The sequence below is a fragment of the Sporosarcina pasteurii genome, assembly GCF_041295575.1.
GTDB lineage: Bacteria > Bacillota > Bacilli > Bacillales_A > Planococcaceae > Sporosarcina > Sporosarcina pasteurii.
Window position 1 is genome coordinate 2654289 of the sequence record NZ_CP160452.1, and the last position, 25774, is coordinate 2680062.

A 25774-nucleotide genomic window follows, 5' to 3' on the forward strand; every position below is an offset into this window, starting at 1 on the left:
TCTCACTCCTCATTCATTATCGTCTAACGCAGTAACACCTGGTAACGCTTTACCTTCCATGAACTCTAGTGAAGCACCGCCACCTGTAGAAATATGATCCATTTTTTCACCTAGATTAAATTTCTCAACAGCAGCTGCTGAGTCTCCGCCGCCAATCACCGTGTAACCTACAGTTTCAGCCATCGCTTCCGCCACTTGTTTCGTACCACCCTCAAATGGTTCTAGTTCAAATACACCCATCGGTCCATTCCAAATCACTAACTTTGAATCCTTAATGACATCTGCATAGTTCTTTGCAGTTTCTGGTCCAATGTCTAATGCTTCCCAATCGCTTGGAATTGAATCAACTGGTACAACTTTCGTATTTGCATCTACCGAGAAATCATCCGCGATGACAACATCTGTCGGCAAATGGAATTTCACACCATTTTCTTCTGCTTTTTTAATAAAGGACAAAGCAAGGTCCATTTTATCTTCTTCAAGTAGAGAGTTACCAATTTCATAGCCTTGCGCTTTTAAAAACGTATAGGCAAGTCCTCCACCAATAATTAAGTGATCCACTTTATCTAATAAATGATCAATCACACCAATTTTATCCGCAACTTTCGCGCCACCAATAATGGCAGTAAATGGACGTTCTGGTGTTGATAGTGCCTTACCAAGTACATCTAATTCTTTTTCTAAGAGCAATCCTGAAACAGCTGGAATATACTCTGCAATACCTGCTGTTGAAGCATGTGCTCGGTGTGCCGCTCCAAATGCATCGTTTACAAAGACATCTGCAAGTTCCGCAAACTGTTTCGCTAATGCAGCGTCATTCTTCTCCTCGCCCGCATGGAAACGAACGTTTTCTAACAATATGACATCGCTGTTTTGCATGTTAGTAACCGCATTCACAACTTCTTCACCAATCGATGCATCCAGTTTCATCACTGGCTTTTCTAACAGCTCTGAAAGTCTTTCGCTAGCTGCAGTAAGACGCATGTCTTCATGGACTTCGCCTTTGGGTCGTCCGAGATGGCTCGCTAAGATTACTTTTGCACCTTGATCAATTAAGTATTGAATCGTCGGAATCGCAGCACGGATTCGTGTATCATCCGTTATGTTCCCTTCCTCCATTGGCACATTAAAATCTACGCGACAAAATACGCGTTTTCCTTCAAGTTGCATATCTTTCATCGTTTTCTTTACCTTCATTAAAACTTGCCACCTCCAAGTTTATTAAAAAAATAAGGAACGGGGTTCCCCGTTCCTTCTACCCAACTATATTATAAGGGGTGTTTTGCGTTATGGCTATATTTTACAATCCTTTTTTGTACATATGAAGCGCTAAATCGATACAACGTGCAGAATATGCAGTTTCATTGTCATACCATGCAATTACTTTGACCATATTGTCGACTAGCACCATTGTGGATAGTCCATCTACTGTTGAGGAAGATGGATTGCCGTTGTAATCAATCGATACAAGTGGTTTATCTGAGTAAACTAGGATATCTTTTAATTCATTCTCAGATGCGTCTTTAAATGCTTGGTTTACATCTTCAGCAGTAACATTTTCGTTTAGCTCTGCTACGAAGTCCACCATGGATACGTTTGGCGTTGGAACACGAACTGCCATCCCATCAAGTTTTCCTTCTAACTCAGGAATTACTTTCGTTACCGCTGAAGCAGCACCTGTACTTGTTGGAATCATTGATTCTGCTGCTGCACGTGCACGTCTGTAGTCTGAGTGTGGTAAATCAAGCAGATGCTGATCGTTTGTATAAGCGTGAACAGTTGTCATTAAACCACGATTTACTCCGAACTTTTCATGCAATACTTTTACAACTGGCGCGAGACAGTTTGTCGTACATGAAGCGTTGGAAACAATATTGTCTGTTTCAGGGTTATACGCTTCATGGTTCACACCCATAACTAATGTAGTCACATCGCCTTTTGCCGGTGCTGAACAAATTACTTTTTTCGCGCCTGCTTCTAGGTGTTTTGCTAGAGATTCTTGATCCGTAAATCTTCCTGTTGATTCAACAACAACATCTACGCCAAGCTCTCCCCAAGGAAGTGCTGCTGGGTCTCTCTCTTCATAAACACGGATTTTCTTACCGTTTACAACGATATCATCGCCATCCGCGTGTACCTCTGCATCAAATGTACCGTGAACGGAATCATACTTTAAAAGATGTGCAAGCATGTTGGAATCTGTTAAGTCATTAATTGCTACAATTTCAATTTCCTCGGATTTTAAAGCTTCACGAAACACAACTCTACCAATACGTCCAAAACCGTTAATTGCCATTTTTAATGTCATCATAAACCCCTCCAAAATTATATGAAATTTTAATTTGCGATTTGTTTCAACATTTCTTGTGCTGCTGCTTCGTCAGTAATTAAAACTGTTTGCTTTGGCGCAGTTGACATATATGCCAATATGGCCTCTGCTTTACTGCTTCCGCCTGCAACTGCATAAATCAGTGGCACTCGCTCTAATTGGTCAATCTGGATACCGATTGTACGAATTCGATGTACAGCTTTCCCTGTCCGATTGAAATAATAACCAAATGCTTCACCTTTTGCCTCTGCTGTTTGAAGCATTTCTTTTTCTTCCGCAGATGACTCCCGTAAGTTCGCCATCGTTTGCGCCTCTCCAATGCCATGTATCACGCAGTCGACCTGCTCATATAACTGAATCATCTTTCGTACAGATGGTTCGTTCTGGAATGCTTTATGCGTTTCTTCACTTAAAGATTCCGGATAATAAAATGTTCTATATTTCCCACCACATGCTTCCGCAAAGGATGCCGCAATGACATTTGCCTGTAACCCAATATCTTCTCCGACACCGCCACGAGCAGCGATGAATAGTAATTCCTGTAAATCAGTTGCTTTTTCGATGTAATTTGGAATCGACGCGATCGTACTACCGCCTGTTACGGCTATAATTTGCCCATTATCAATAGCTGAAACGAAAGCTTCCGCTGTTTTCAAACCAAGTAAATTTTTCGTTACAGGATTTCTATCGCAATCCCCTGCAACAATTTTAACCGCGGAAATCCCAAGATATTCTTGAAGTCTTCTTTCCAGAGACGAACGACCCGTCCACTTTTCCATTATTGGTTCGAGTGCTGTGAGCACTGCCAATCCTTCATCTGTTACCGTTACCCCATTTTTTGCAACATTTATGAGTTGCTGGGTTCTTAAAAGATCTATCATCGTACGCGTTTCACGTTCCGATAAACCAGCCATCTCACCTAATGGGCGTCTACCTATTGGGCCAGCCATATTAATATATTTCAGTATTCGAAACCGCTCTTGTAATACTGTAATCATTTCAGGCACGAGCTTACCGTATGCCTCCATCGAAATATCCAAAAACCATCACCTCCACAAACATGGTCACATGACGTCCCACTAAAACAAGGAACGTCCCACGTAGTGTAAAAAAATATTCCTACATATTTATTGTCTTTAAAATAAATGCATATTAATGCTTATTGCCGACGTACATGTAAGAAACTATTATTCCAAAATTCTTCCCTATCTGTTTAGTAGTATACAGTGCATCTTTCAATTTATCAAACTAAACGCAAAACTTTTTTGAAATTTAAAAAGTAAAAGTAGATGTCTCATTCTTATATTATGTACCCGTTCTTGTAAATGATACACCTACTTTTACCCATTATTTTTCAAATAAATCCACGAGATCAATATAGCCTATATTTCCATATAAAAGGACTTCTCCATCTTTTTCTAAAACCGGTACCATCAGCATATACTTTTCATGAATATCATCGTCGGTTTGAATATCAACAGATGTCCACGTGAATGGATAGTCTTCTTGTGCGAGTTTCATCATCATTTCTGCTTCGTCACATAATGGACAGTTATCTTGCCAATAAAAAGTTACATGCATCCTACACACCACACTTTTCGATTCTTACCATGAGTATAGTGAATAAAGAGACGACCTGCAAATTAGTTTGTCGTCTCCATGTCACCAACTTCTTCCAGCACCGCCTCCACCTCCGGAGCCACCGCCCCCACCTCGGAATCCACCACCTCCGCCGAACCCGCCACTTCCACCGCCAAATGATCCAGGGAAGAAAATAGGCCCACTACCTCTTGAACTTCTTCTACCGCCAGGTCCGCCTCTTCCGCCAGGTCCTCCACGGTTGTTCATAAATCGTATGAGTAAGTAAACGATGATAAATATAATGATTGGAGAGATACCGAAACCTCTAGCATTCGATTGGTGAATGGGCGCTGTTTCAATCGTTCCATCCCAATCATATTCTTTTGCAATTTCATTATAAAAAACTTGATAGGCGTTCATGATTGCTAGGTCGGGACGCCCTTCTCTTAAATAAGGCATCGCCACCTCATCAACGATGCGCCCGACTTTTCCATCCGGTAAAGCGCCTTCAAGTCCATAACCTGTCGTTAAAAAGAAATGCCGATTGCCACTAGAATTAGGTTCTGTTGTAACAACAAGCAAAGCGCCATTGTTACTTTCTTTTGTTCCAAGTCCGTATTCTCGTAGTGCCTTTACTGCAAACTCTTCGACAGGTTCATCCCCAATACTCGGTACAATTAACACACCAAGTTGCGCCGTCGTCCCGTCATCTAGCTGCATTGCATAAGTCGTCAACTGTTCCTTTTGCTCAGCTGACAGAACACCTGCAAAGTCTTGAATGTATATATGTCCTTTTGGCGCAGGAACATCAGCTGCCAATGCCACTGCAGAAAGGGAAATCGTCATAAGGAAAAGTATGCCAATTAGCCCACGAAGGACATTTCGAATCACTCTTTGTCATCTCCAAAATCTACTTTTGGTGGTTCTTTTGCAGCTTCATCCGCTTTAAAATATTCTTTTTCATCAAAACCAAATATTGAAGCAACCATCTTGCCCGGAAATCTTTTTACTTGTCGATTAAAATTTGCAACTTCATTATTATAATCTTGTCGAGCGACACCAATCCGATTTTCTGTACCGGCAAGTTCGTCCATCAGTTGCTTAAAATTTTCATTTGCTTTTAAATCTGGATAATTTTCAACGACGACAAGTAATCGGCTTAACGCACCAGACAATTCATCATTCGCCGCCGCTTGTTCCTCAGGACCCGCAGCACCTGCAAGCCTAGAACGTGCATCCGCAATATCTCCAAGTACCTCTTGTTCATGTGCTGCAAACCCTTTTACTGTGTTGACGAGGTTGGGAATTAAATCCATTCTTCTTTGCAATTGATTCTCAACCTGTGCATAAGACTGGTCAACATTTTCCTCTAATGTCACAAACTTATTGTAACTCGGTACAAGTATCACTGCGAGGAGCACAACGATGCCTATTATGATTCCTAATGGTCCGAGTAATCTTTTCAAAATACCACTCCTCAATAAATTGTTATTTTTACTTTACCCACTTTACTTGCACTATTAAACTTATGCCCAAGCATTTGGCTTTTCAGCGATACTTTAATCATTTTCAGTGTATCCATTCTTTATGTTATGCATATTATTAAAAACACATGCACATACTAAGAGATGGAGGTGGCGACAAATGCCTAAAGAAAATTCAAATAAAAAACCGATTCAAGTCCCAGAAGATGTGGAACTCGGAACAGAATTCAATATACGAGAAGTAAACAGAGACCAACAGAAGCATAAGAGAAAGCATAACGTCACATTAGATCCACGTGAAAACCGATTTAATCAATAAGATACACAAAACGGTAAGCGTAGAGAGCGCCAAATTTTTCAAGTGTTTTTTTATTCGATCATAAAGAGACCTTGTCCGTAAAATCGGTAAAGGTCTTTTTATAAGCGGATCTCACATTGCTAAAAGGTAATCATTAGTACAACAAAAAACCTTACAAACTTTAAAGTTTGTAAGATTTTCTTAGTTTTTTCTATAAACGTTTTGAATTAGCGCCCTCGAGAGGAATCGAACCCCTATCGTAAGAACCGGAATCTTATGTGTTATCCGTTACACCACGAGGGCATATTGAAGTCACTTTAATGACAGCAAGCATTATAGATTATACTGTTAAAACTAATATTTTGCAAGGTCTTTTTGAAAAAGCGTTATATTTGACCTTTATTGACCATGCTATGTATGATAAGAGTACGGTTGAATGGGAAACTCATTTCAACGGACTACAATATCCACCTTGAAGGAGGAAATGAAATGAATTTAATACCAACAGTTATTGAACAAACGAATCGGGGCGAGCGTGCTTACGACATTTACTCACGCTTGTTGAAAGACCGGATTATTATGCTTGGTAGCGGAATTGATGATAACGTTGCAAACTCTATCGTTTCACAGCTACTATTTCTAGAAGCAGAGGATCCTGACAAAGACATTTCGATTTACATTAACAGTCCAGGCGGAAGCATTACAGCAGGTATGGCAATCTTTGACACAATGCAGTTTATTAAACCTGACATTCAAACAATTTGTATAGGTATGGCTGCTTCAATGGGTGCGTTCCTACTTGCAGCTGGAACAAAGGGTAAGCGTTATGCACTTCCGAACTCTGAAGTCATGATTCACCAACCACTTGGCGGTGCACAAGGTCAAGCGACTGAAATTGAAATTGCAGCGAAACGTATCTTATTCCTACGCGAAAAACTCAATACAATTCTTGCTGAAAGAACAGGTCAGCCAATTGATGTCATTGCAGCAGATACAGAGCGTGATAACTTCATGACAGCTGAGCGTGCGAAAGAATACGGTCTTATCGATAATATCCTAACGCGCAACGACTTAACTAATCAATAACCTATCAGTCATTCAATTTCGAGTTCGGTATTGCACCGGACTCTTTTTTTATTGCTTACTAGCCAAAGAACGTTGATACAAATAAAACTGCATCCTAACGATTAGAGTCATCCAATAATTAGGGTGCAGTTCACATAAATATCCGCTGTTTATTTGTAACATCTTTATCTTTAATTTTCTTTTTCAACAAGCTCTGCAAGCGCGGCCAATGCTTGTTCTTCATCATTACCCTCCGCGATTAATGTAATTTGCGATCCTTTCGCAATGGCAAGACTCATGACACCCATAATACTCTTGGCATTCACTTGTCGGTCGTCTCTCTTTAAAAATATATCAGCCCCAAAGCGATTCGCTTCTTGGACAAATAACGCTGCTTGTCTTGCCTGTAATCCAGGCTTCATATTTACTGTTACTCTTCTTTCTGCCATTTGGCACTCTCTCCTTTAATTCACGGTATTATGTAGTTCCTAATCCTCCAGTTCGGAGATTATCCGCTATTTCTTCTATTTTTCTTAATCGATGATTGACGCCTGATTTACTTACTTTCGTACCTGTAACAAGTTCACCAAGTTCTTTTAGAGTAATGTCCTGATGCTCCAACCTTAAACGCGCAATCTCTTGTAATCGTTCCGGTAATTGATCAAGTCCTATCGTTCGTTGAATAAATTCGATGTTATTCACTTGTCGCTGGGCTGCACCAATCGTTTTATTTAAATTAGCTGTCTCACAATTCACAAGACGATTTACACTATTTCTCATGTCGCGTATAATCCGTACGTCTTCAAATTTCATTAACCCAACATGCGCGCCTACAACACCTAGAAAGTCAGATATTTTTTCTGCTTCTTTTAAGTACGCGATATAACCATTTTTTCGTTCAATTGATTTGGCATTTAAACGATAAGTATTCATTAACTCAACAAGCGCTTCACTATGCTCTTTATAAATCGAAAAAATTTCAAGATGATAGGAAGAGGTTTCTGGATTATTTACTGAGCCACCTGCAAGAAATGCGCCTCGTAAATAAGCCCGTTTACAACAATCTTTTTCAATTAAAGCTGGTGAAATTTCATTTTTAAATTCAAACGTTCCCGTTAAGATGAGCAAATCTTTTAATAGCGGTTTTGCACCATCACGAATTCGACAAATATAAACGTTATTTTTCTTTAATTGCATCTTTTTCCGTACGAGCAATTCAATTTTATAAGGATACAAACGTCTCAAATTCGAGTAAAGTCGCCTTGCTATGGCAGCGTTTTCAGTCTGAGCATCTAAACTTAATTTTTTATTGGAGAATGAAAGCGCACCATTCATACGGATAAATGCCGCAACTTCTGCACGTACACAACATTCATCTGCTTCAATTTGTGTTAATTCTTTTTTAGTTCTTGAAGCGAACGACATCGTTTCCCCTCCTTCCTACTTTCCTTTAAGGATTCAACGTGTTTTCATATAGTCCATCAGCCATGTAGCCACTGTTTCTGATTTATGGCGAATATGGCCATCTACCATGACTGCAATATCTTTTTGAACGACATGCGGCACTAGCTTTCTTAATTCTTCTAAATCATGTTCTACTGGCCGCGGAGGACCTTCATACGTGCCAAGATCAAGCAATGATGTAAAATCGGCTGTATTTAATAATACTGTATCGATAAACGCTTCGCCGGCATGGTCATATAATGCTTGGACATGCTCTGAAGCAGTATATTCTAAAGTCTCTCCAGCTTGCGTTGTTAAATTACAAATATACACTTTTTTAGCTGAACATGAAATAACAGCATCCCGGATATCTCTAACAAGAATCGTCGGTAATATACTAGTGTATAAACTTCCAGGACCAAAAACAACTAAGTCTGCATTCATAATTGTTTCTACAGTTTCAGGAAGAGGTTGAACTTCCTCAGGTGTTAGATACACACGACGAATTCTTCTTCCGTAAACAGGTATTTTAGACTCACCAGTTACAATTGTGCCATCTTCTAGTTCACCATGCAACGTAATTCTTTGATTTGCAGCTGGAAGAACTTTCCCTTGTATATTTAATATGTGACTCATTTGTTCGACAGCTCTTGCAAAATCTCCTGTAATATTCGTCAAAGCTGCAAGCATTAAATTCCCAAGGGAATGCCCTTTTAAACTCTCCGAACTTGCAAATCTGTATTGAAACATTTTTTCGATGAGCGGTTCTACATCTGACAATGCCGCCATTACGTTTCGAACATCACCAGGAGGCGGGATATCATATTCATTCAGTAGTCTGCCCGAACTCCCGCCATCATCGGCCACTGTTACAACAGCAGTAATGTCTATCGGAAATTTCTTTAACCCACGGACTAATGTCGATAACCCTGTTCCGCCACCGAAAATGACAATTTTCTTTTCTTTAGAACGAATCATCGGATTAGCCCTTTCTCAACTGAATATCACGGTGCGTAATAAGCGTTTTATATTCTTCTTGGAAATATTTCCCGAAGTGTTCAGCAAATGTCACAGAACGGTGCTGGCCTCCTGTACAACCAAATGCAATGACAACTTGTGACTTACCTTCGTTTTTATATTGAGGAATGAGAAACTTGAATAAATCTGTCAACTTTTCGATAAGCTGTTTTGTTTCGCCCCATTTTAATACGTATTCAGAAACCTCGCTTTGTAATCCAGTTTTCGGTCTCAAATCTTCAATATAAAATGGGTTAGGTAGGAAGCGTATGTCAAAAACAACGTCTGCATCAATCGGCATGCCATGTTTAAATCCGAATGATATAAAGTTCACAGTGAATATAGTATCTTGCTTGGTAGAAAATTCCTCAATGATTTTTTCGCGTAATTTTCGTGGGAGTAAATTAGATGTATTGTAAATTGAACGCGCATGTCCGCGTAATTCTGATAAAAGTTCACGTTCTTTTTGTATACCCGTAAGTGGAAGTCCACCTTCTGCAAGTGGATGAGAACGTCTACTTTCTTTATAACGTCTGACAAGCGTTTCGTCATCGGCATCTAAAAATAAAATACGCCAAGATACACCGTTCGTTCGGCTTAATTCATCGAGTGCACCAATGAGCGAGTCAAATAAATCTCCGCCGCGTGTATCCATAACAGCTGCAATCCGCCTCATTTTATTTTCAGATTTCATCATTAAGTCTAGAAATGTTACAAGTAACTCGGGAGGTAAATTGTCAATACAATAAAATCCTAAATCTTCAAAACTTTGCATCGCAACTGTTTTTCCTGCACCCGACATCCCAGTAATAATGACCAATTCTACATCATCGTTATAATTTTTCACTTCTGCCAATCCCATCATCCTTCCTCGGAGTTTTGAATGGTCTCTTTTAATAATTGAAATTGCTCTGTGTACGTAAACGTTCCGTACTGCATGCCTTCGTTTGAAACAGCAAACAATAAGTTTGTTCGATCGCCTTCAGCCATTGGAAGGGTTTTTAAACTTTCCACAGGATGCCATTCCAATTCACCTTCTATCGTAGTTTTAAACGGTGTGCCTGATAAATCATATGCAATAAACGTAAAAAGCATCCACTCATCTTTTACCATCTGCTCTTTCTCATCCTTAATGACCATTGTGTAAGTTCCTTTTAAATGAGGATTGACTGGCGTCGTTCCTGTTTCCTCTGTAAATTCCCTCACAGCAGCTTCATATATCGATTCACCTGGGTCTACTTTTCCACCTGGTGCCACATACCATCCTCGGCGTGGTTTTTTTAACAATAAAACATGATTATCTTTTAACACTAATAAATTTGCGATTCGTTGCATCGTTCTATCACCATTTCTATATACGCTACCTTCTATTATACATATCTTCACCGACATTCGTCATTTGAAAGGCATAATTTTAATTCGTTTATTTTAAACGTACCTTAGTTATTATGTGATTTATAAAATTTTTCATTAAAAAAAGCCATCTTCTGTGACAAAACAGAAGATGGCTCAAATCATTCTATATCAAAAGGGGGGTCAATTGATATTTCCTTATCAGTATATCCTTTTGATATTGCATTCGTGTTACAACCACATTAAAGGTATATTAATTTGCCTTAAGCTTCAATTGTAGATTGATCATTTAGTTTTTCAATGTATTGTTGAACGGCCTGCGCTGCAATACTGCCATCGCCTGTTGCAGTAACGATTTGTCGTAGTAATTTTTCACGAACATCTCCTGCCGCATAAATGCCTGGCACTTTTGTTTCCATAATGTCATTCGTCTGGATATACCCATTTTCATCGAGAATACCCAAATGTTTAAACGGAGCTGTCAGCGGATCTAGTCCGACATAGACAAACATACCTTCTGTTTTAAACTCTCGCTCTGAACCATCTTCAGTGGAGACAAGTGTAACCGAGTCAATTTTCCCATCTTTTCCATTGACTTCTTTAACAGTCGTATTCCAAATGAAGTCCATTTTTTCATTCGCAAAAGCACGTTCCTGAAGGATTTTTTGTGCACGCAGCTCGTCACGACGGTGAATAATCGTAACCTTTTTCGCGAAGCGCGTTAAATAAGCGCCTTCTTCAACTGCTGAGTCCCCTCCGCCAACAACAATAATTTCCTTGTCTCGGAAAAATGCACCGTCACATACTGCACAGTAACTTACGCCGCTTCCTGTAAGTTCTTCTTCACCTGGAATGCCGATTTTTCTATATTCTGCACCCGTAGTAATAATGATTGTACGTGCTTTATACTGCTGTTCTCCTACGAAAATTGTTTTATAGTCTTCGCCGTCTTGGACATCCGAGACATCACCAAAAGCGTATTCTGCACCAAATTTACGTGCGTGCTCAAACATTTTAACAGATAAATCTGGACCGAGTATATGATCAAATCCTGGATAGTTTTCAATATCTTCAGTCGTTGCCATTTGCCCACCTGGCGCGCCTCTTTCAATCATTAATGTCGAAAGGTTTGCACGCGAAGTATAAACTGCCGCTGTTAAACCAGCAGGGCCAGCCCCTACAATTATTACGTCATAAACTTTTTCCGTAGTCATGTGAATTTCCTCCTCACAAGGTTCAATCTACTCAAATCTTATAAGATTCAAGATAACCATTCAACTTTGATGCTTACAACCACCCAAGTGCTCCCCGATGAGAACTTTTATGCGATTAACCATTTAAATGCGGTAAAAACTCAATGAGTTCATTGACATATTTCGTCAAAGTCGGTGTTGAAACCCCATACTTTTTCGCCATCCCAATTTTTGTCACACCGGAATATCTCGCGGATTGAAACATATAATCAGCGGCAGATGCGAGTGCAGCTGGATTCGGAAATTCATACGAAACACTGATTGCCTTTTCACAAAGTGTAAACCACATTTGAAATAGATGAGTCGATTCATAATCCAATGGCCCGTATTGTTCATACAATAGCTCTGTCGTTTCAAGGGCACGAGTAAAAGCTTTTTCGAAAGCCCCTTCAGGTAATAACTCATTACGAATCCCGCTCGCTAAAAACAACTTTTCAACTTCACTTAATTCTTCAATCTTTATATAAGAAGGATGTGAAAGTATCTCTTGTTTATGTGCCGATTTTCCAAGCAAATAAAATCCAAGCATTCTCTCACTACGATATTGGTTTTGAATTTTATTAAGCAAAAACTGTCGATCGTGTTCCACTGAATCAGGAGACAACTCTTTTTCAATGTCTCGCCAAGGCTCATACCCTTCTTTTGTGGGATCCATTTCGAGCAGTGTTGCGTATGCCTTCCTAGCAATGTTTTCATGCCCCATTAAATATGCGGAGTGAGATAGCCAGAAGTAAAAACCTGCATCTCCTTCAAACCCTTGCTTTTGAAGTTGACGTAACAAAGAAAATGCCTCTTTATGCTTCCCAACAAGCGCAAATGTCGCACCTAATTTATATCGGTGCTCCACTAAGTATGGCTTTAATTTCAACAGTAATTCTAGAAGCCCTGCCAATTGCTCCTCATTTTTTTCGTAATAATAAAACACTGCAAGATTACATAATGCATGGAGATTACCTTTGTTCTGCTCTAACACATCATGCAGCACATCATTTGCTTCCTTCTTTTTCCCGACATAAAAATAAGCAAGTGCTAAATTATTATAGGCTGCCCAAAAGTCTGGATAGTCCGTAATAATCGCCTCTAATAAATCAATGGCTTCTTTAAATTCTCCTGTTTCCATTTGTCGGCGTGCCTTTTCCTGAAGTAATAGGACTTCACTATCCTCTTCGTCCAATGATGGCTCATTCTGTTCGGCAAAATCAATAATCTCTTTCGCTTCATCGTTAAAGGGTCCACTAACATCCATAATTAAATATTTTTCAGCGTATGCCTTAGCTTCTGATAAAAGCCCGAGATGTGCATGGACTTCCGCCAAATAAAAGACAATCTCTGACGCATTCGTATCTAACGTATAGGCTTGTTGTAAAATTTCTTGTGCATCGTGAAAACGTCCTTCTTCCATAACGAGCACACCATATTGCATTAGAATTAACGGATCTCCAGGACTCAGCTCTGTTGCCCGCTTCAAATATTTATGCGCCTCTTCAAAACAATCGCGTTGCATTGCTTGTATCGCTTTTTTATAATAAAATTCACCGTCTGGGATGAACGATATAACTTTCCTATTTTCTGAAACTCGCTTCTTATTCAATCAAATTCCCCCGAAACATAAGAAGGATGATTTTTTGCCATCCTTCTATTCATTATGCTTAGTATAGCATACAGCAAGTGAATACGAATCATCTCAAACTTAATTTATTCAAGTGAAAATTGTTCGTGACGTTTCTCCATTTCTTCCTTCGAATAAATAATTCGCACGGGGTTACCGCCAGCAAAAACGCCCGGCGGTATATCTCGGTTCACAAGTGTTGCTGCTGATACAATCGCATTGTCGCCAATATGAACGCCCGGCAAGATCGTTGTATTGGCACCTATTAATACGTTTTCCCCAATTACCACGTCACCAATCCTATATTCATCAATTAAATATTCATGAGCAAGGATGGTTGTATTATAGCCGATAATTGAATTATCACCTACCGTGATTCTTTCAGGGAACATGACGTCGGGCATTACCATTAGAGCAAAGGAAGTTTTTTCTCCGATTTTCATCTTTAAAAATGTTCGAAACAAAAAATTCTTGACAGGAATAAATGGGGTATAGCGTGATAATTGAATAACCACGAAGTTTTTAGCCACTTTCCAAAACGGTACTGTTCGATAAATATGCCAAAGCGAATTCGCACCGCCTTTTGCACGATATCGCTCCGTCCTTCTCATCCTTGATTTCCCTTTAAGAGTGGAATTAAATCACTAATATGTTGCAACATATGATCAGGGTTATACTTTTGTAAGAACTCTTCACCTTTTGCCGACCAAGCTACACCAGCCGTTTGTACACCAGCATTTTGCCCGCCTACAATGTCATGGTAATTGTCACCAATCATCAATGCCTCTTCCTTATCCGCACCTAATCGTTTGAGCGCCAACAATATCGGCTCAGGATCTGGTTTTGGATTTGACACATCATCGAGTCCGATAACCGTATCAAAAACGCCGTCCGCATCTAAAAGATCCAATCCTCTATGCACCATATTATTTTTCTTCGTCGATACAATCGCCATTTTATACCCTTCAGCTTTTAACAAGCGGAGTGTTTCCGAAACTCCGTCAAATTCCTTCGACAGTTCATCGTGATTAGCAATATTCCATTCACGGTATTCACTGACAAGCTGTTCAGTTTTCTCGGGGTTAATAGACCCGAATGTTTCATGTAAAGTCGGTCCTAAAAAAGGTAATATTTCTTCTCTACCGTACTGTCCCGGATAATGTTTATTCAATACATGTTCAAACGTACGCATAATTAACTCATTCGTATCCAACAAAGTTCCGTCAAAATCAAATAATAACGTCGTAATTTTTTTAGCCATTTTACCTCTCCTAGCAACTATTTTTCTTGATAAGTTGTATTTACTTTTTGTACATATCTTCTGACGACAAATAAGACAATCGCCACCACAATCGTCACAATTGAAACTACTTGCGCTGCACGTAATGCGCCCCCGTACAAACTATCCGTACGCATGCCTTCTATGAAATAACGTCCGATGGAGTACCAAGTGAGGTAAAATAAAAACATTTCGCCACGTTTTAAAGCAAAGCGTCGTAATAATAAAATGATCACAAGGCCGACTAAATTCCAAAGTGATTCATATAAAAACGTCGGGTGATACGTTACCCCATCAATAGTCATCTGGTTCATGATCCAATCCGGAATAATAGTCGTTTCCAGGAACTGTTCTGAAACAGGACCGCCATGCGCTTCCTGGTTCATAAAATTGCCCCATCTACCGATAATTTGCCCAATTAATATGCCGGGTGCAGCGATATCAACTGTCTTCCAAAAGGATACTCCGCGCAATTTAGTAAACACATAAGCCGTAGCAAATGCGCCTATCAACGCGCCATGTATCGCAATGCCGCCTTCCCATATTTTAATTGCATCAATTGGATTATTTTTATAGTTATCCCAAGAGAAAATCACATAGTATATTCTTGCACTCAAAATCGAAATAGGCACAGCCCAGACAAGTAAATCGGTTAAAAAGTCTGGATGCATGCCACGCTTGACCATCTCGCGTTGAACAACCATAAATGCTAATACAATTCCTGTGGCAATCAAAATGCCATACCAACGAATCTCTAGGCCACCTAGCGAAAAAGCAACTGGATTAATTGCAAGTAAATTAAGCATATTTACTGCATCTCCTCTGCTGGGATTTCACCGTGACCTTCGCTAATTGCTTGATCCAGTCTATTAGAAAACTCTTTTGCTGCATTAATCCCAAGTCGTTTCATACGATAATCCATTGCTGCGACTTCAATAATGACCGACAAGCTACGTCCAGGTCGAACTGGAACAGTCAATCTCGTCAATTCGGTATCCATAATTTTTATTTTCTGCTCGTCTAAGCCGAGACGGTCGTATACTTTATCCTCATCCCATAGTTCTAAATCGATTACAATTAAAATTCGTTTATCACTTTTCACAGCGCTTGCGCCAAATAAATTCATAATATCGATAATCCCTACACCACGGATTTCTAGCATATGCTCAATAAGCTTAGGCGCATTTCCAATTAATACATTTTTGGATACTTCTCTAATCTCAACTAGGTCATCCGCAACTAGGCGATGCCCACGTTTCACAAGTTCAAGTGCCGTTTCACTTTTACCAACGCCACTTTTCCCTCTAATTAACACACCTATTCCGTAAACATCAACAAGCACGCCATGCATCGATGTCATCGGTGCTAATTTACCTTCTAAAAAATTCGTCAACATCCCCGAAAAACGTGTCGTCGGTACTTCTGTCTCCAATACTGGGATTCCAACTTTTTCCGCTTGCTGAATTAATTCCTTTGGAACGTCCATTCCATGCGCAACAATGACCGCCGGTGTGTGCTCAGAACAAAGTCTTTCCATTCGATCAATTTTCTCTTCTATTCCCAATGATGCAAAGAAAGACAATTCTGTTTTACCGAGCAATTGCACACGCTCTGCAGGATAAAAATTAAAATACCCTGCCATTTCAAGCCCAGGTCTAGAAATATCACTTTTATATATATTTCGTTGAAGCCCTCTATCGCCTGCACGAAGTTTAAGTTCTAACGCATGTTGTATATCTGCTACTGTTACACTTGCCATTGAAACTCCCACCTTTATAAGTTGTCCACCTTTAATATACTTCATCGTACCACAATTCCGAAAGAAGACCGCTCGGAAAAGTTCAAAACAATCTATGAATAAACAGGAAAGTTTTTATGAACTTCTGAATTCTCTTAGGCAGGTTTTCAATTTCTAGATGTACGACGAAACCGCGAATAGGTACGAGCCATCCTAAACAATCTCTGCCCTAACCTCCATAATAGTTCATCTAATCACTCCTCAAAACAAAAATCCCCCGCTTGATTTTTCCAAGCGAGGGCTAATTAATCGTACTCATATTAAGGATTGTATCGAACGAGGACGGACCCTGTTTTTGCTTCGCCAAATACATGGAGTTTTTTCTTACTATCTGTAATATCTTTAGTAAATCGAATCGTACGTTGAAGCAAATGATCTTGTTCAGATGTGCGCTCGATGTCTTCTAATTGTAAATCTAGTTTTCCGATATTTGATGCAACTTCTCCAGAAATGGCAATCGTGGATGGAATATATAATTCTACAGAACCACTCATCGTTTTCGCTTCAACTATTTCCGCCTCGTTGCTTGTCGTCGTCACCACGACATGACCATTTAACGATTGAGCTTCCACTTCTTTTAATTCACCATCAATATAAACCCGGCCATTTAAGGCCTCGGCATCTATCGTTTCTCCCGTCAACTCAGTTAAATGGATTGCACCATTGGCCGTTTCGAATTCAGCCTGCTCGAATGTTAACTGACTGGCTTCTATTTTACCGTGGGCCGTTTTTACCCGAATGGAATTAAATTCTATATCTTTTATTTTAAAGGAACCTTTCATGAGACGAACTGACATTTTTTTGTATCGTTTATGTGGAATATACAAATCAAGGTTTACTTGCATCATTTTCATATCGCTGGAAACTCTTAATTTATTATCATCCGTGACAAATAAAACCTTTTCTAAGAAATCTTTTTTAGCAGCTTCTTCAGTTTCACTATTATACGCTTTCACAGTAAATTCTGCGCGAATCTCTTCTTCCTCGCTTTTATGGACGGTCACTTTTCCATTGTCGATATGCATTAAAATTTCCTCAATGCCTTCAGCATCCTTTGTCTTTGAATGGCTAAAAATAACGGATTTGCCAAAAGGAGCCTCTAAATCAAAGTCTTTCACTTTTTGAACAGCCGTTTGCATAAACTGCATGAATCGGTCGCCTACAGTTGAAAAGTCTTTTCGCAAATCATCCAGAAATTCATCTGCGGATGGTTGGTCTTCTTTCTGTTTTTCTGATTCGTTATCTTTCTGTTCAAAGGTCGATCGTTTCGGCTCTTGGGATTGCTTTAGCTCTTGGGTTTGGTCAGTTGTTTCCTGTTCTTTAGCCTTATCTATCACTGATGCTTGGTTTTTATTTTCATCTTGTTTTGGTTTCTCTGCTTGGTTTTGATTATTATCTTGGTTTGGTTTCTCTGCTTGGTTTTGATTATTATCTTGGTTTTCTGTACTGAGATTTTCCAGTAACGTTAGCGCTTCGTCCATTGAAATTGCACCGTTCTCCAACATCGTCAAAATCCGTTTTCTTTTCTCTTGCATCGTTCATCCTCCTAGTTTGAGTTTCCTCAAGTTAGTAGTATATATACGACTTGTGAACCAAAAAGTTTCAATCAGCAACCGTTTCAGCATCTTTAATTATTTTCTTCATCCGCTGACGGTCACGCTCAAGTATCGGTTTTAAATATTTTCCAGTATAAGACTTCTCGACTTTGGCGACTTCTTCTGGTGTACCTGTTGCAATGATTTGACCACCTTTGTCGCCTCCTTCTGGTCCAAGATCAATAATATGGTCTACAGTTTTAATGACATCTAAATTATGCTCGATCACTAAGACTGTATTTCCTGTATCAACGAGTCGTTGGAGGACAATGAGTAGTTTCGCAATGTCATGTGCATGGAGTCCCGTCGTTGGTTCATCTAAAATGTAAATAGATTTACCGTTTGAACGTTTATGCAATTCAGACGCGAGTTTGACACGTTGCGCTTCACCGCCTGATAAAGTCGTCGCCGGCTGGCCAAGTTTAATATAACCGAGACCTACATCAACAATTGTTTGCAATTTCCGGCGGATTTTCGGGATGTTTTCAAAAAAGACGAGTGCATCTTCTACAGTCATCCCTAAGACATCTGCAATATTCTTTCCTTTATAACGTACTTCTAACGTTTCTCGATTATATCGTTTGCCGTGACAGATTTCGCATGGGACATACACGTCTGGCAAAAAGTGCATTTCAATTTTAATAATGCCATCCCCACGACAAGCTTCACATCTTCCACCTTTTACGTTAAAACTAAAGCGTCCCTTTTTATAGCCGCGTACTTTCGCTTCATTCGTCGCTGCAAAGACATCTCTTACATCATCAAACATACTCGTATAAGTCGCAGGATTTGACCTCGGTGTCCGTCCGATTGGGGATTGGTCAATTTCAATCACTTTTTCAAGTTCTTCTAATCCAGTAATCGATTTATGTTTCCCTGGCAACAGCTTTGCTCGATTTAGCTTTTGGGCTAACGTTTTGTAAAGCACTTCATTCACAAGCGTGCTTTTTCCTGAGCCCGAAACGCCAGTCACCGCAATAAACTGACCTAGTGGAATATCCACATTGACTTTTTTCAAGTTATTTTCTGATGCACCTTTAATTGTAATTTTCCGACCATCTGCTGGACGTCTTTCGAGTGGCAACGATATAAACTTCTTACCACTTAAATAATCACCGGTTAAAGAATCCGAATCATTCATCACATCATCAGGTGTACCTGCTGACACAACCGTTCCACCTGCAGCACCTGCTCCAGGCCCCATATCAATCAAGTAATCAGCTGCTAGCATCGTATCTTCATCATGTTCAACAACGATAAGCGTATTTCCGATATCTCGCATACTTTTTAAAGTAGAGATGAGTCGATCATTATCGCGTTGATGAAGCCCAATGGAAGGCTCATCTAAAATATAGAGGACACCTGTTAACCTAGAGCCAATCTGGGTCGCCAATCGAATTCGTTGGGCTTCTCCACCAGAAAGTGTTCCGGCAGCTCTCGATAAAGTTAAATAATCTAATCCTACATTAATCAGAAAGCCTAGGCGTTCTTCTATTTCTCTTAAAATTAATTCAGCAATTTGACGATCTTTATCAGATAGGTTCAAAGTTTTAAAAAAGTTATCTGCTTCCACAATCGAACGTTCTGTCACTTGCCCGATATGGACATCATTCACCTTTACCGCTAAAGACTCTGCTTTTAGACGGTACCCTTTACACGTTGGACATGGGCGCTGTGCCATATACTTTTCCATTTGGTCCCGGACATAATCCGAAGACGTGTCCCGGTAGCGACGTGCGATATTCGATAATACACCTTCAAAATAAATATCACTATCTCGCGTACCGCCAAATTCATTTGTATACTGAAAACGAATTTTTTCATTACCTGAACCGTGTAAAATTTTATTTAACTGATCGTTTGGAATTTCACTGATTGGGACATCCATCGCTATACCGTAATGGTTTGCGACTGTTTTCAGTAGTTCCGGATAATATTGTGAACTCGTCGGTTCCCACGGTGCAATCGCATGTTCTTCCAATGATAGAGAGTCGTCTGGGATGACGAGTAATGAATCCACTTCTAATTTTGTACCGAGGCCATCACATTCCCCACATGCACCGAATGGACTGTTAAATGAAAACATGCGTGGTTCTAATTCACCTATCGAAAAACCACACATTGGACAGGCATGATGCTCACTAAATAGCAACTCCTCACCATCAATCACATCGATGAGCACGGTGCCTTCTGCCAAGCGGAGTGCTGACTCTAAAGAATCACTTAAACGTCCGGCAATGTCTTCTTTTATTACAATCCTATCAATTACAACTTCAATCGTATGGGTTTTATTTTTATTCAACTCAATATTATCGTCTAAGTCGTACGTTTCGCCGTTGACACGAACACGAACATACCCTTCTTTTCGAATATCTTCAAAAAGTTTTGCATGCGTTCCTTTTCTCCCTTTCACAATAGGCGCAAGTACTTGAATTCGTGTTCGTTCCGGTAATTCCATTAAACGGTCAACCATCTGTTGAACCGTTTGGGAAGTAATTTCAATGCCGTGCTTCGGACAAACAGGCTTCCCGATTCGTGCATAGAGCAGACGTAAATAATCATAAATCTCCGTTACCGTACCAACCGTTGAACGAGGATTTCGACTCGTTGTTTTCTGGTCGATTGAAATCGCTGGTGATAACCCTTCAATAACATCGACATCCGGCTTATCCATCTGGCCTAAAAACTGACGTGCATAAGCGGAAAGAGACTCAACGTATCGCCGTTGTCCTTCTGCGTAAATGGTATCAAATGCTAGGGATGATTTTCCCGACCCCGATAAACCCGTCACAACGACGAGTTCATCACGAGGAATATTGACGTCTATATTTTTTAAATTATGCGCCCTTGCTCCTTGTATAACAATCTCCTTGTTTTTCATAATTAATTCTACCTTTCTGCCTTTAACTCTAAAATGGCATCCCTTAACTGAGCAGCTAGTTCGAATTGCAAATCTTTCGCGGCTTCTTTCATTTCTTTCTCAAGAACCGTTAACATAGACTCTTTCTCTTCTTTCGTTAGTTTCTTACCATGTGTAATTTTATCAAGATACGTTTCTCGTTCTTCCGCAACTTCTGTAGCACGGATTACTTCATGAATTTCTTTCTTGATTGTTTTCGGTGTAATGTCATGCTCTTTATTATAAGCCTCTTGAATTTCACGACGTCTTTCCGTTTCACTAATAGCTTTAGTCATCGAATCTGTCATGCGGTCTGCATACATAATGACATGCCCTTCTGAATTTCTAGCTGCTCTTCCAATTGTTTGAATTAATGAACGTTCAGAACGTAAAAAACCTTCTTTGTCAGCATCAAGAATCGCAACAAGTGACACTTCTGGAATATCAATACCCTCTCTGAGCAAATTAATGCCAACGAGAACATCATACGTACCAAGTCTTAACTCTCTAATTATTTCTATTCTTTCTAACGTTTTTATTTCCGAATGAAGATATTGTACTTTAATCCCGATTTCTTTTAAATAATCAGTTAAATCCTCAGACATTTTCTTCGTTAATGTCGTAATGAGTACGCGTTCATTTCTTTCAATTCGCAAATTAATTTCATGCAGCATATCATCAATTTGTCCTTCTATTGGTCGAACATCTATTGTCGGATCCAATAAACCTGTTGGACGAATAATTTGTTCAATCATTTTCGGTGTGTGTTCTATTTCATAAGGTCCTGGCGTGGCAGACACATAAATCGCTTCACGAATTCGTTCCTCAAATTCCTCAAAACGAAGCGGGCGGTTATCTAGTGCTGACGGCAGACGAAAACCGTGATCGACTAAAACTTGTTTTCTCGCCTGGTCTCCATTAAACATCCCACGCACTTGCGGTAAGGTGACGTGACTTTCATCGACAACTAACAGGAAGTCATCCGGGAAATAGTCAAGTAACGTATACGGTGAGGCACCTGGAGGGCGAAGCGTTAAATGTCTTGAATAGTTTTCAATCCCCGAGCAAAAGCCCATTTCTTTCATCATTTCTAAATCGTAGCGTGTACGTTGCTCTAATCGTTGTGCTTCGAGTAACTTATTTTCACGCTTCAATTTAGCTAATTGTTCTTCCAATTCCACTTCAATATTTTCAATCGCTTGTAACATTTTCTCTTCACCTGTGACGAAGTGGGAAGCCGGGAATACAGCGACATGTTCTCTGTCACCGATAACCTCTCCTGTTAATGCATCAACTTCACGAATGCGGTCAATCTCATCGCCAAAAAACTCAATCCGCATACAACGTTCATCTCTTGATGCAGGAAACAATTCAACGACATCGCCGCGAACGCGAAATGTACCGCGAGTAAAATTCAAATCATTGCGCGAGTATTGAATACCCACAAATTTCCGTAGCAATTCATCTCGGCCGATTTCCATTCCTTTCCGAATCGATACGACCATATCTCGATACTCTTTTGGTGAACCTAGCCCATATATGCATGATACGGAAGCGACGATAAGCACATCATTTCTTTCGAATAAAGCTGAAGTTGCTGAGTGTCGCAACTTATCAATTTCATCGTTCACACTCGCGTCTTTTTCAATATACGTATCTGTATGCGCAACATAAGCTTCTGGTTGAAAATAATCATAATAACTAACGAAGTATTCTACAGCGTTATCCGGGAAAAACTCTTTAAATTCACTATACAGTTGGCCTGCCAATGTTTTGTTGTGGGCCATCACTAACGTCGGTTTATTAATTTCTTTCACAACATTGGAGACCGTAAATGTTTTTCCTGTACCGGTCGCTCCAAGTAACGTTTGATGTCTTTCTCCTCGATTAACCCCTTCAATCAGTTGTTGAATCGCCTCTGGTTGATCTCCGGCTGGGGCATATGGAGCTTGCAAATTAAATGTTTCCACTCGGCGGTCCCTCCAAATTCTAGTTAGTTTTAGTTTATCATATTCCCCTTATAAACACGAGCAAAAAGAGAACGTACGTTTTGAGGTGGATTACTACACGAAAAAACGCTGCTATTCCCCTTTTAGCAGCGTTTTTTCTTTTATTTTACTTCTCTAAAGTCGAATAACTTCCCAGCATACAAATGGAATTTCTGCTCATCTCGAGTATCAAGTGCTTCATCAATAACTTTTTCTATTCTTCTTCTAGTTTGTTCACGGTGAAGACGATTCAAAAACATGTCCATGTAAATTTCGTTCAACAGTTTTTCAGCGTAGACTGATGACCTTCTTCTACCTACGACTTTCATGAATTCGGCATTTGAATATTTTCTCTCCATTCAACTCACCCCTGATGCCTTTTTATTATTATATATAAAAACGCTTTCAAGTTGCAAGTTTTTTTAGAATGTTCCATTTAATTGAGTTGGTTTTCCTGATAACCTAGTTAGATAGGCCAAGAAAATACTTATTCCTTTTCTTTTGCCGAGCGAATCGTTAACTCTGACACAATGATAACGATTAAAAATAGCACAACAACCGTCACAGACCATCCTAAGGCGAATAGGCTAACAATCGCTACAAACAGCGCTTGAATCCATTGAACACCGCGAACCGTTTTTTGAATCGCGCTCCCTCTAGCTGTTGGCGGTTCTGGAAATAACATGTCCATACGAAAGTCATCACCCGAACGCAATGCATAAATGAGTTGTATCGAGGAAGCAAATGCTAGTGCTCCGACGAAAACCATGATGGCAATTGGAATCGAAATAAAATACGCCCCGAACATTGAAATCCCCGTTAATCGAACCCAAAGCCAAAATGAGTCATCCGTACGGAGAAATGTTCGGCGAACGAGAAATTGTTGCGACTTCGTTCGGCCAAATGTCGGCGGTTGCATCGTAAAACCGAGCCATCTTCTCCGACTAATCGCTCCTTTTAAGTGAGGTACATCCGTAAAATAATTGGCAAATCGATAAAAGCGCATCATGCGATTTTGCTCTAATGTGATGAAGTGTTCATACGGAAATGGTTTTTGCATTTTTTGCTTATGCCAATATGCCAAATAAATCCCCATCACGACTGCCGGAATTAAAATCAAATACAAATTAGGGCTTAACCATAAATAAATAAAAACGGTAGCAATGACAAACCGAACAAGCCTGTCGGTCCATACACCCGCTCCTGCTCGGGCATAGTGCACTGAAAACTCTGTTTCAACAAAAAGCCATTTCAACACGATGATGAATACAGCCAACCACAGAAGAACAGCCCCTGTTGCAGTCTCCGTTGCAGAAAGCAATGGCAACGCGACGATGTACAATACTAACGGCAATGGGATTTGAGAAAATGTTGACCATTTCAGTGCTTTCCCCAAATAGTGAGGAAGCTGCGTTTCTAACGGTAAGAAAAATACGATATCAGCAGGTTTTAACAACGTGACTGGCGGTGAATAAACGAGCGCTCCGCTAATGACGAGGGCCGTTAAAATGGCGGCTGGAAAATCGACTGAGACTTCTTTTAACCATTCACTATATGCATACCCTCCCGCACCAATCGTAAAAACAAGCACAATGGCTAAATGCCCTGTAAAAATATATTGCATGTACCTTTGGAGTTCACGCATATAGTCAAAAAATCTTGCACTCCACATTTCACTAAAGTTGTTCATTGACATCGTCCTCAGTCATTGCAATATATAAATCATCTAGTGACGCTTTAGGCTTCCCAAACGCCGCCCGTAACTCGTCCATCGTTCCTTGTGCACGCACCCTTCCTTCATGCAATAAAATAATTCTGTCACAATATTTTTCTGCAGTGGATAAAATATGCGTAGACATGAGCACAGAAGCCCCTTCTTTTTTACGCGTGGACATCTGTTCCAAGAGCGATTTAATTCCAATCGGATCTAACCCTACAAACGGTTCATCGATAATATAGAGCGATGGATTCACTAGAAACGCACACATAATCATTACCTTTTGGCGCATTCCTTTAGAAAAATGAGCTGGAAACCAACGTAACCTTTTTTCCATCATAAATTCTTTTAATAAGGCTTCAGACCGTGCTTCAAATGATTCTTTATCAAGTCCATACGCCATTGCAGTCAGTTCAAGATGTTCTTGAAGTGTTAACTCTTCATATAGTATTGGCGTTTCAGGAATGTATGAAAATGATTGTCGATACTTTTCCGGGTCTTCATTAAATGTTACGCCATTCACTTGAATCTCACCGCTATGCGGATTCATCAACCCAATAATATGTTTAATCGTTGTACTTTTTCCGGCTCCATTCAAACCGATCAGTCCTACAAGTTCTCCTTCGTTAATTTCAAATGATAAATCATGTAATACTGGCTTTCGTGTATAGCCACCTGTTACATTGTCTAATTTCACAATTGGCATGTCCAAATCCTCCATTCTTCTTTATATCCTACCAAAAATAATAAAAGATTACTTTCTTTAGACCATCGAACCAATTCCATAATTAACCTTACTACACTAAATTCCTAACGGCTCCAATCAACGGGCAACTCTACATTAATGACAAACAGTAAAGCAAGAAAGTATCATTCCGTTTTGTTAAATAAAGTAAGTTAGTCAATTTCATAATCCAATCTTTTCGCTGCGCCGATACAATATATAGTTTGGGCAATTATAAAATTGCCTCTGTTGAGTTAAACCGTCCTCAACTATATATTGTATCAACTTAGCGGTTTAGGAAATTATGAAATTGACTCAAGTAATTATGAATTGGATTACATC

The 25774-nt window shown here is 39.7% G+C and carries 25 protein-coding genes and 1 tRNA gene; 2 read left to right on the forward strand and 24 right to left on the reverse strand.

All coding sequences use genetic code 11. The annotated features are described in order from the left end of the window. Window positions 1-9: 9 nt before the first annotated feature. The 6 genes from AB1H92_RS12730 to AB1H92_RS12755 all read right to left on the reverse strand — a co-directional run bounded on the left by AB1H92_RS12730 (window position 10) and on the right by AB1H92_RS12755 (window position 5376). Complete coding sequence (locus AB1H92_RS12730) at window positions 10-1197, reverse strand: phosphoglycerate kinase (protein WP_115362839.1); 1188 nt, start codon at window positions 1195-1197, stop codon at window positions 10-12. A 103-nt stretch (window positions 1198-1300) separates the two neighbouring features. Beyond that, a complete protein-coding gene (gene gap, locus AB1H92_RS12735; RefSeq protein WP_115362840.1) occupies window positions 1301-2308 on the reverse strand; it encodes a type I glyceraldehyde-3-phosphate dehydrogenase in 1008 nt (335 codons plus the stop codon). A 29-nt stretch (window positions 2309-2337) separates the two neighbouring features. Further along, a complete protein-coding gene (locus tag AB1H92_RS12740; RefSeq protein ID WP_115362841.1) occupies window positions 2338-3369 on the reverse strand; it encodes a sugar-binding transcriptional regulator in 1032 nt (343 codons plus the stop codon). 307 nt (window positions 3370-3676) lie between these two features. After that, window positions 3677-3910: a glutaredoxin family protein gene (locus AB1H92_RS12745; RefSeq protein WP_115362843.1), complete on the reverse strand. Its 234-nt coding sequence runs from the start codon at window positions 3908-3910 to the stop codon at window positions 3677-3679. An 81-nt stretch (window positions 3911-3991) separates the two neighbouring features. Continuing rightward, window positions 3992-4801 carry a YgcG family protein gene (locus AB1H92_RS12750; protein WP_115362845.1) on the reverse strand — a complete coding sequence of 270 codons (810 nt, stop codon included), beginning with the start codon at window positions 4799-4801 and terminating at the stop codon, window positions 3992-3994. After that, entirely contained in the window at window positions 4798-5376 is a 579-nt protein-coding gene (locus AB1H92_RS12755; protein WP_115362846.1) for a LemA family protein, read from the reverse strand. The genes AB1H92_RS12750 and AB1H92_RS12755 overlap by 4 nt, the downstream gene beginning before the upstream one ends. 178 nt (window positions 5377-5554) lie before the next feature. Between AB1H92_RS12755 and AB1H92_RS12760 the strand changes: the two genes are divergently transcribed. Continuing rightward, window positions 5555-5713 carry a hypothetical protein gene (locus AB1H92_RS12760; RefSeq protein WP_166739462.1) on the forward strand — a complete coding sequence of 53 codons (159 nt, stop codon included), beginning with the start codon at window positions 5555-5557 and terminating at the stop codon, window positions 5711-5713. Window positions 5714-5923: 210 nt separating this feature from the next. Here AB1H92_RS12760 and AB1H92_RS12765 read toward each other — a convergent pair. After that, window positions 5924-5995 (reverse strand) — tRNA-Arg (locus AB1H92_RS12765). A 186-nt stretch (window positions 5996-6181) separates the two neighbouring features. Here AB1H92_RS12765 and clpP point away from each other — a divergent pair. Next, window positions 6182-6778 (forward strand): ATP-dependent Clp endopeptidase proteolytic subunit ClpP, encoded by a 597-nt coding sequence (clpP, locus tag AB1H92_RS12770; protein ID WP_115362848.1) that lies wholly within the window; start codon window positions 6182-6184, stop codon window positions 6776-6778. Between the two features lie 170 nt (window positions 6779-6948). Here the strand turns inward: clpP and AB1H92_RS12775 are convergent, their stop codons facing one another. From AB1H92_RS12775 to AB1H92_RS12855, 17 genes are all read right to left on the reverse strand, one after another. Beyond that, complete coding sequence (locus tag AB1H92_RS12775) at window positions 6949-7206, reverse strand: HPr family phosphocarrier protein (protein WP_115362850.1); 258 nt, start codon at window positions 7204-7206, stop codon at window positions 6949-6951. Between the two features lie 28 nt (window positions 7207-7234). Then, complete coding sequence (whiA, locus tag AB1H92_RS12780) at window positions 7235-8182, reverse strand: DNA-binding protein WhiA (protein WP_115362852.1); 948 nt, start codon at window positions 8180-8182, stop codon at window positions 7235-7237. Window positions 8183-8215: 33 nt separating this feature from the next. Next, window positions 8216-9178 carry a YvcK family protein gene (gene yvcK / locus AB1H92_RS12785; protein ID WP_115362854.1) on the reverse strand — a complete coding sequence of 321 codons (963 nt, stop codon included), beginning with the start codon at window positions 9176-9178 and terminating at the stop codon, window positions 8216-8218. A 4-nt stretch (window positions 9179-9182) separates the two neighbouring features. After that, entirely contained in the window at window positions 9183-10064 is an 882-nt protein-coding gene (gene rapZ / locus AB1H92_RS12790) for an RNase adapter RapZ (RefSeq protein WP_256594325.1), read from the reverse strand. Between the two features lie 14 nt (window positions 10065-10078). Next, on the reverse strand, window positions 10079-10552 hold the full coding sequence (locus AB1H92_RS12795; protein ID WP_115362858.1) for an 8-oxo-dGTP diphosphatase: 474 nt from the start codon (window positions 10550-10552) through the stop codon (window positions 10079-10081). Window positions 10553-10833: 281 nt separating this feature from the next. Continuing rightward, complete coding sequence (gene trxB, locus AB1H92_RS12800; RefSeq protein ID WP_115362860.1) at window positions 10834-11784, reverse strand: thioredoxin-disulfide reductase; 951 nt, start codon at window positions 11782-11784, stop codon at window positions 10834-10836. A gap of 115 nt (window positions 11785-11899) precedes the next feature. After that, window positions 11900-13414 (reverse strand): lipopolysaccharide assembly protein LapB, encoded by a 1515-nt coding sequence (locus AB1H92_RS12805; RefSeq protein WP_115362862.1) that lies wholly within the window; start codon window positions 13412-13414, stop codon window positions 11900-11902. Window positions 13415-13518: 104 nt separating this feature from the next. Beyond that, complete coding sequence (locus AB1H92_RS12810) at window positions 13519-14043, reverse strand: DapH/DapD/GlmU-related protein (protein ID WP_115362864.1); 525 nt, start codon at window positions 14041-14043, stop codon at window positions 13519-13521. Further along, a complete protein-coding gene (gene ppaX / locus AB1H92_RS12815; protein WP_115362866.1) occupies window positions 14040-14693 on the reverse strand; it encodes a pyrophosphatase PpaX in 654 nt (217 codons plus the stop codon). Before ppaX ends, AB1H92_RS12810 begins: the two co-directional genes overlap by 4 nt. 17 nt (window positions 14694-14710) lie before the next feature. Beyond that, window positions 14711-15517, reverse strand: coding sequence for a prolipoprotein diacylglyceryl transferase (gene lgt, locus AB1H92_RS12820; protein WP_115362868.1), 807 nt, complete (start codon window positions 15515-15517; stop codon window positions 14711-14713). 2 nt (window positions 15518-15519) lie between these two features. Continuing rightward, window positions 15520-16470, reverse strand: a complete 951-nt coding sequence (hprK, locus tag AB1H92_RS12825) for an HPr(Ser) kinase/phosphatase (protein ID WP_115362870.1) — start codon at window positions 16468-16470, stop codon at window positions 15520-15522. Window positions 16471-16769: 299 nt separating this feature from the next. Continuing rightward, window positions 16770-18044: a DUF4097 family beta strand repeat-containing protein gene (locus tag AB1H92_RS12830; protein ID WP_115362872.1), complete on the reverse strand. Its 1275-nt coding sequence runs from the start codon at window positions 18042-18044 to the stop codon at window positions 16770-16772. A 67-nt stretch (window positions 18045-18111) separates the two neighbouring features. After that, entirely contained in the window at window positions 18112-20985 is a 2874-nt protein-coding gene (uvrA, locus tag AB1H92_RS12835) for an excinuclease ABC subunit UvrA (protein WP_115362874.1), read from the reverse strand. An 8-nt stretch (window positions 20986-20993) separates the two neighbouring features. Continuing rightward, window positions 20994-22973: an excinuclease ABC subunit UvrB gene (gene uvrB, locus AB1H92_RS12840; RefSeq protein WP_115362876.1), complete on the reverse strand. Its 1980-nt coding sequence runs from the start codon at window positions 22971-22973 to the stop codon at window positions 20994-20996. A gap of 140 nt (window positions 22974-23113) precedes the next feature. Continuing rightward, window positions 23114-23350: an IDEAL domain-containing protein gene (locus AB1H92_RS12845; protein ID WP_115362878.1), complete on the reverse strand. Its 237-nt coding sequence runs from the start codon at window positions 23348-23350 to the stop codon at window positions 23114-23116. A gap of 128 nt (window positions 23351-23478) precedes the next feature. Continuing rightward, complete coding sequence (locus AB1H92_RS12850) at window positions 23479-24681, reverse strand: ABC transporter permease (RefSeq protein WP_166739460.1); 1203 nt, start codon at window positions 24679-24681, stop codon at window positions 23479-23481. Beyond that, on the reverse strand, window positions 24668-25414 hold the full coding sequence (locus AB1H92_RS12855) for an ABC transporter ATP-binding protein (protein WP_115362882.1): 747 nt from the start codon (window positions 25412-25414) through the stop codon (window positions 24668-24670). The genes AB1H92_RS12850 and AB1H92_RS12855 overlap by 14 nt, the downstream gene beginning before the upstream one ends. Between the last annotated feature and the right edge of the window lie 360 nt (window positions 25415-25774).

What these genes read in the sequence shown, in the direction of transcription:
- AB1H92_RS12730 (WP_115362839.1), bottom strand. Translation starts at nt 1,197, where the DNA reads ATGAAGGTAAAGAAAACGATGAAAGATATGCAACTTGAAGGAAAACGC.
- gap (WP_115362840.1), bottom strand. Translation starts at nt 2,308, where the DNA reads ATGACATTAAAAATGGCAATTAACGGTTTTGGACGTATTGGTAGAGTT.
- AB1H92_RS12745 (WP_115362843.1), bottom strand. Translation starts at nt 3,910, where the DNA reads ATGCATGTAACTTTTTATTGGCAAGATAACTGTCCATTATGTGACGAA.
- AB1H92_RS12760 (WP_166739462.1), top strand. Translation starts at nt 5,555, where the DNA reads ATGCCTAAAGAAAATTCAAATAAAAAACCGATTCAAGTCCCAGAAGAT.
- clpP (WP_115362848.1), top strand. Translation starts at nt 6,182, where the DNA reads ATGAATTTAATACCAACAGTTATTGAACAAACGAATCGGGGCGAGCGT.
- AB1H92_RS12775 (WP_115362850.1), bottom strand. Translation starts at nt 7,206, where the DNA reads ATGGCAGAAAGAAGAGTAACAGTAAATATGAAGCCTGGATTACAGGCA.
- whiA (WP_115362852.1), bottom strand. Translation starts at nt 8,182, where the DNA reads ATGTCGTTCGCTTCAAGAACTAAAAAAGAATTAACACAAATTGAAGCA.
- yvcK (WP_115362854.1), bottom strand. Translation starts at nt 9,178, where the DNA reads ATGATTCGTTCTAAAGAAAAGAAAATTGTCATTTTCGGTGGCGGAACA.
- AB1H92_RS12795 (WP_115362858.1), bottom strand. Translation starts at nt 10,552, where the DNA reads ATGCAACGAATCGCAAATTTATTAGTGTTAAAAGATAATCATGTTTTA.
- trxB (WP_115362860.1), bottom strand. Translation starts at nt 11,784, where the DNA reads ATGACTACGGAAAAAGTTTATGACGTAATAATTGTAGGGGCTGGCCCT.
- AB1H92_RS12810 (WP_115362864.1), bottom strand. Translation starts at nt 14,043, where the DNA reads ATGAGAAGGACGGAGCGATATCGTGCAAAAGGCGGTGCGAATTCGCTT.
- ppaX (WP_115362866.1), bottom strand. Translation starts at nt 14,693, where the DNA reads ATGGCTAAAAAAATTACGACGTTATTATTTGATTTTGACGGAACTTTG.
- lgt (WP_115362868.1), bottom strand. Translation starts at nt 15,517, where the DNA reads ATGCTTAATTTACTTGCAATTAATCCAGTTGCTTTTTCGCTAGGTGGC.
- hprK (WP_115362870.1), bottom strand. Translation starts at nt 16,470, where the DNA reads ATGGCAAGTGTAACAGTAGCAGATATACAACATGCGTTAGAACTTAAA.
- AB1H92_RS12830 (WP_115362872.1), bottom strand. Translation starts at nt 18,044, where the DNA reads ATGCAAGAGAAAAGAAAACGGATTTTGACGATGTTGGAGAACGGTGCA.
- uvrA (WP_115362874.1), bottom strand. Translation starts at nt 20,985, where the DNA reads ATGAAAAACAAGGAGATTGTTATACAAGGAGCAAGGGCGCATAATTTA.
- AB1H92_RS12845 (WP_115362878.1), bottom strand. Translation starts at nt 23,350, where the DNA reads ATGGAGAGAAAATATTCAAATGCCGAATTCATGAAAGTCGTAGGTAGA.
- AB1H92_RS12850 (WP_166739460.1), bottom strand. Translation starts at nt 24,681, where the DNA reads ATGAACAACTTTAGTGAAATGTGGAGTGCAAGATTTTTTGACTATATG.
- AB1H92_RS12855 (WP_115362882.1), bottom strand. Translation starts at nt 25,414, where the DNA reads ATGCCAATTGTGAAATTAGACAATGTAACAGGTGGCTATACACGAAAG.